General features: G+C 66.1%; 1 protein-coding gene. It reads left to right on the forward strand.

Annotation, left to right across the window (positions count from 1 at the left end; genetic code table 11):
• Positions 1-1,280, forward strand: a 1,280-nt coding sequence (locus tag ACFWPS_RS54000) for a condensation domain-containing protein (RefSeq protein ID WP_383721927.1), incomplete at both ends; no start/stop codon positions are given.

A 1,280-nucleotide genomic window follows, 5' to 3' on the forward strand; every position in this document is an offset into this window, starting at 1 on the left:
GACAGCTTCTTCGACCTCGGTGGCGATTCGCTGCTGGTGATGCGGCTGATCACGCGGATCCGGTCGGTGCTCGATGTCGCGCTCGGTGTCCGGGAGGTGTTCGCAGCTCCGACGGTGTCAGGCGTTGCCGGTCTTGTGGATGCCGCCGTGTCTCGTGTCGACCCCGTCATGCCGTTGCGTGCGCGGGAGGTGCGTCCGGAGCGGATTCCGTTGTCGTTCGCGCAGCAGCGGATGTGGTTCCTGAATCGTATGGATGGTTCGGGTGTGGGTGGTGCGGCGTACAACTTGCCTTTTGCGTTGCGTGTTTCGGGGCCGTTGGATGTGGTGGCTCTGGAGCGGGCGCTGGGTGATGTGGCGGATCGTCATGAGAGTCTGCGGACGGTTTTCCCCGATGGGGCGGACGGGGTTGCGTATCAGCACATTTTGCAGGGTGTTGTGGGGCGTCCGTCGTTGTCTGTGGTGGAGGCGGGGGAGCGGTGGCGGGAGGTGATGGCGCAGGAGGCCGGGCGTGGGTTCGATGTGCGGGTTGATCTGCCGTGGCGGGTGAGCCTGTTGGAGATCGGTGCGTCGGAGTGGGTGCTGTTGTTGGTGGCTCATCACATTGCTTCCGACGGTTGGTCGATGGGTGTGCTGGCCCGTGATCTGCGGACGGCTTATGCGGCGCGCCGGTTGGGTGCGGAGCCGGACTGGGTTCCGTTGCCGGTGCAGTATGCGGACTACGCGTTGTGGCAGCGCGAGGTTCTGGGTGAGCTCGACGACGCCGACAGCGAGGGTGCGAGCCAGGTTGCTTACTGGCGTGGGGCGTTGGCGGGGGTGCCGCAGGAGTTGGCGTTGCCGTTTGATCGGCCGCGTCCGGCGGTGCCGTCGTTCCGGAGTGGTTCGGTGCCGGTGGGGGTGGATGCGCGGACGCATGCGCGGCTTGTGGCGTTGGCGGGTCGGGGCGGGGCGACGATGTTCATGGTGGTCCATGCGGCGCTGGTGGTGTTGTTGGCCCGTCTTGGTGCGGGTGAGGATGTGAGTGTGGGTACTCCGGTCGCGGGGCGTTCGGATGCGCAGGTGGAGGAGCTGGCGGGGTTCTTCGTGAACACGTTGGTGTTGCGTGCGGATGTGACGGGTGATCCGTCGTTCTCCGAGGTGTTGCGGCGGGTGCGGGAGTCGGATCTGGCGGCGTACGCGCATCAGGACGTGCCGTTCGAGCGGTTGGTCGATGAGTTGAATCCGGCTCGTTCCGCCTCCCGCAACCCGCTGTTCCAGGTGATGCTCGCCCTCCAGAACGTGCC

Origin of the sequence: Streptomyces sp. NPDC058457, assembly GCF_042720695.1 — a bacterium.
Classification (GTDB): Bacteria; Actinomycetota; Actinomycetes; order Streptomycetales; family Streptomycetaceae; genus Streptomyces.